General features: G+C 67.7%; 3 protein-coding genes. 1 reads left to right on the forward strand and 2 read right to left on the reverse strand.

What is annotated here, in order from left to right; genetic code table 11:
• The coding region (locus RMO40_RS01555) for a protein phosphatase 2C domain-containing protein (protein WP_309715326.1) at nt 1-459 on the reverse strand (459 nt) is incomplete at its 3' end.
• Nucleotides 460-466: 7 nt separating this feature from the next.
• The gene (gene tagH, locus RMO40_RS01560; RefSeq protein WP_309715328.1) at nt 467-2,329 is read right to left on the reverse strand and encodes a type VI secretion system-associated FHA domain protein TagH; all 1,863 of its coding nucleotides are present in this window, start codon (nt 2,327-2,329) and stop codon (nt 467-469) included.
• Between the two features lie 305 nt (nt 2,330-2,634).
• Between tagH and RMO40_RS01565 the strand changes: the two genes are divergently transcribed.
• The gene (locus RMO40_RS01565; RefSeq protein WP_309715331.1) at nt 2,635-3,144 is read left to right on the forward strand and encodes a hypothetical protein; all 510 of its coding nucleotides are present in this window, start codon (nt 2,635-2,637) and stop codon (nt 3,142-3,144) included.
• Nucleotides 3,145-3,257: the final 113 nt, after the last annotated feature.

A 3,257-nucleotide genomic window follows, 5' to 3' on the forward strand; every position in this document is an offset into this window, starting at 1 on the left:
CAGCGCTTCTTCGGGTGTGAGGTAACCCGCGTCGACCATGCGCTGCACCACGCTGTCGTCTTGCGTCATGTGCAGCACGCGGCCGTGGCGCAGCATGTACAGGCGCGAGTCGCCCACGTGCGTCCAGAGGGCTTCTTCGCGGCGGGCGTCGATCCACAGCGCCACCAAGGTGGCGTGCATGCGGTCGCGGCTGCGTTTGTCCTGCTTTTGCGCCAGGGCTTCGTTGGCGTCGCACACCAGCTGGGTCAGGTAACCAGGCGTTGCCTGCGTGGCCGACTGCAGACCGAGCGCTGTCATTCGCACCACGATGTCGGACGCGATGGCGCCCCCCTTGTGGCCGCCCGCGCCATCAGACAGCACGGCGAACCAGAAGGGGCCGCTCTGGCCGTGGCGCAGATCGTCTTCGTTGTAGCTGCGCGCGCCCACCTCGCAGCGCGAGGCGATTTCAACCTGCAACATGCTCTGCTTAAACCGAAGGGTGGCGGGACGCGTCGAGCCGGTCGAGCTGCTCTTCGTAGGCTTCGATGAAGGCCTTGCCGAAGAGGTCGTGGAAGTCGTCTTGTGCATCGTCGCGGATGCGCTTGAAGTGCTGCAAATACAGCTCCCACAGCTTGGCACGGCGGTTCATCGGCAATACGCTGTCGAGCACGCTGTTGCCGGCGAGCTTGCCTTCGAGCTTACCGGGCTCGAACTTGTCGAGCACGCCGGTGAGTGCGGCGCGCATGCCGGCCATGGTGCCGATCGCGTGGCCGAGCAGGTCGTCCATCACGTCATTCACGGCCACCGGGCCCATCATGAAACCGCGCATCGGCGGCTGCAGCAGCTGCTCGATGGCCGCACCGGCGTCGGGCGAAAACTTGAGCGGGTTGTTGTTGCGCGCCTGGATGGTGGTGACGTCGGCCTTCAGCTCCTGCTTGGCGGCAGCGCGCACGGCTACGAGCTTGATGGTGCCGTCGATCGAGTGGTGCAGCACCTGGCCCAAGACCTTCATCAGCTCGGGCGTGAGGCCTTGGGGCAGCTTGATGTTGACGCCGGCGCCTTCGCAGAAGGCAGCCCACAGAGCGTCGGGTGGTGCGCTGGGCGCGGTGGCGGGCGGGATGGCGTCGAACGGAGCGGGCGCCGAGTCGAACACTGGCCGCGACGGCTTGACGCCTGGCACCGTGCCGGTGGGCGTGATGTCTTGCGGCAGCGGTCTGGCGGGTGGCGGCGGAGCCGGCGGCATGATCACCGTGGCGGCGGCCGGCGGCGGGCTCGCCACCACCGGCGGTTTGACCGCGGGCTTGGGCGGCTGCACGGCCGGCGGCACGTAGGCGGCCTTCATCTCCGGTGTGTGGTTGAAGCTTGCCGGCAGGGCTGGCGGGGGCGCGGCCGGGGTGGGGGCGGCAAACATGGCCAGCGGGTCTTTGCTTTCGGCGTTGCTGCCGGGGGCGGTGCCGGGTTTGGGCGCAGACAGGAACGCGGCCAGTGGATCGCTGCCCGGGGCGGCGGGCGCGTTGAGCCCGAACATCGCGTCGAGGCTGCTTCCCGGGGCCGAAGCAGGTGTGCCGAGCAGGTCGCCCAGGCCCAGGTCGGCGGGCAAGCTGGCGGGTGGCGAGGCAGACGGGCTGCCGCTCATGAACGAGGCCAGCGACGCATCGCCTGCCTTGGCGGGCGGTGGCGCCAGGTCAGCGAAGGGGTCGAAGTCGTCGGGCAGGCGGGTGGCCGCGGCAGGCGGAGCAGGGGGCTTGGGCACGGCAGGCGGCACCGGCGTGCGCACATGCACGGCGGTGGTCGGCGGGTTGGCGGGCTGGCCGCCCATCAGGCCGGCAAACGGGTCGCTGGCGGTGGGCGTGGCCGCGCTGCCAAGCAGGTCGGCAAACGGGTTGCCGGCGCTCGTGGTGATCGGCGAAGCGACGGGAGGTGAAACGGTCGGCGGCACGCGCAGGTTGGGCGGGTTGGTCCTGCTCTCGCCGGCCGAGGCCTTGATCACCGTGCGTGCATCGACCGGCGCGTGGGTGGGCGGCTCGACGCGTTCAGACACGGCGGCGCGCATGCCGTAGCCGCCGACCATGATCTCGTCGCCATGGGCCAGCGTGGCGCCTTCGCCGGGGTTGACCGGCCGGCCGTTGACCGTGATGGCGTTGGCGCTGCCCACGTTGCGGATGGAGAAGCTGCCATTGCTGAACCACACCTCGGCCTGCAGGCGAGAGATGTGGCGCTCGGGGTCGGGCAGGGTCAGGGTGTTGGTGTCGGAGCGGCCGATGGTGCCGCCGCGTTCGTCGAAGTGCCCGGTGATGGCCTGGGACAGGGTTTCGCTTTTCAGTGTGTGGGCGCGAATCACAAGATTCATGGGGGCTCCAGTGGCGTGGCTTGGCCTCTTTTGACCGGTTCAAGAGGGCATGGCTTGCCACAGTCGCCTTTATCTCGCCAGAGGTCACGAATGGCAATCAACGAAAGTCATGCGGTGGTGTGCGCGAGACGCGAAAGGTGACGAATTACCTTTGTCACGTCGCCCTGGGCGGAGCCGATGCCACACTTTGCGGCGCAGTCGCTGACACACCCGAGCGGGCTCTTGTCCGCTGGCCACAAGGCATGACGATTGCGATGCCTGGCCGGCTGAGCGCGACCCGCCCCTAACGAGAGACACACCACCCCATGAATACCCAGCTTCGCCTGATCGCCTGCGCCGTGGCGCTGACCTCCCTGGCCTCGGTGGCCCACGCTCAATCGCAAGACAAGCGCAATGCGGTCTCGTTGTTCGGCAACATTTCGTCGTCGAGCGATTTTTCTCAAGCCAACGTCAGCGCCGGGTATGAGCGCCTGGTGACCGACAAGCTGTCGGTGTCGGGCAACATCACCTACTTCAAGATCGATGCCGGTGGCACCGACACCACCTCGACCACGGTTTCGGGCGGTGCCACCTACTACGTGGGCCAGCCGCTGAAGGCCTCGAACATGCTCTTCTACGGCAAGGGCGTCGTGAGCTTCTCGCGCCTGAGCGGTGGTGGCGGCAGCGGCACCGGTTTTGGCGCGTTTGCCGGCCTGGAGCAACCCCTCGGCGAATCGACCAGCTTGTTCGAAGAGCTGGGCTATCAACGTACCAAGTACGACAGCGTCAGCTTCAACCAGGTCGTGTTCAACATCGGCTTGAAGCTGCGCTTCTGATGGGCACCCTCTTGCGCAGCTGCGTGGCGCCGCTGGGGCTTGCGGCGGTTTTGCTGGCAGGGTGTGGCTCCACGCCGTCGTCGTCACCCTGGCCGGCCTGGGTGGTGCAGCCC

Source organism: Rhizobacter sp. (assembly GCF_031412075.1).
Classification (GTDB): domain Bacteria; phylum Pseudomonadota; class Gammaproteobacteria; order Burkholderiales; family Burkholderiaceae_C; genus Rhizobacter.